This is a genomic window from Cognatishimia sp. F0-27, from assembly GCF_020667845.1.
Lineage (GTDB): Bacteria > Pseudomonadota > Alphaproteobacteria > Rhodobacterales > Rhodobacteraceae > JAFMPQ01.
In genome coordinates this window covers 1-805 of record NZ_JAFMPQ010000099.1, presented here as the reverse complement: position 1 = coordinate 805, position 805 = coordinate 1, and the positions used below count along the sequence as shown (strand labels likewise).

The following is an 805-nucleotide window of genomic DNA, read 5'->3' as shown; positions in this document are numbered from 1 at the left end:
CATAGCCAATAGATGACCATGGTTGCGAGTGCGATTGCTGATAGGAAGACCTTGGGACATCGGTCGTATCGTGTGGCCACACGCCGCCAATCCTTCAGCCTGCCAAACATGATCTCGATTGCTGCCCGGCAGTGCATTGCGCAGCAATGTCACGAGAGGTGCGGTTTCGGCGTTTGTAGCGGCGCTTGTCGTATTTTACGGCTTTCTTGCGCTGTTTCCGACCTAGGATGCAGGATCTTATCCTTTTGTCTTTCAACGCTTCTCTGAACCAGTCGGCGTCATAGCCTCGATCCCCAAGCAACCACTCGACCTTGGGCAAGCTGCTCAGCAAGGCCCGTGCCCCGATGTAGTCGCTGACCTGTCCGGCGGTGACGAACAAGTTGAGTGGCCGCCCCTGACTGTCGCAGATGGCGTGCAACTTGGTGTTCATGCCGCCTTTGGTCCGACCGATCAGGCGTCCACGCCCCCCTTTTTACGCCCATGCTGGTCGCTGTTCGGTGGGCCTTGAGATAGGTTGCGTCGATCATCACAGTCTTCTCTTCGCCGTGGTTGGCCACCAGACCGACCATCATCTGCGCAAAGATGCCTTTATCGCTCCAGCGCTTTCAACGGTTGTAGAGCGTCTTGTAAGGACCGTACTCCCTCGGCGCATCACGCCACCGTAAACCATTGCGATTGATGAAGAGCATCCCACTAAGCACGCGCCGATCATCGACGCGTGGTTTGCCGTGGGACTTTGGAAAATAGGGCCTCAAACGCGCCATCTGCGCATCGCTCAACCAGAAAAGATCAAACATGTCACCAC

General features: G+C 56.3%; 1 pseudogene. It reads right to left on the bottom strand.

The features are described 5' to 3' along the window. Positions 1-797, bottom strand: a pseudogene (locus J1C49_RS21500) (IS5 family transposase); the annotation flags it as partial. Between the last annotated feature and the right edge of the window lie 8 nt (positions 798-805).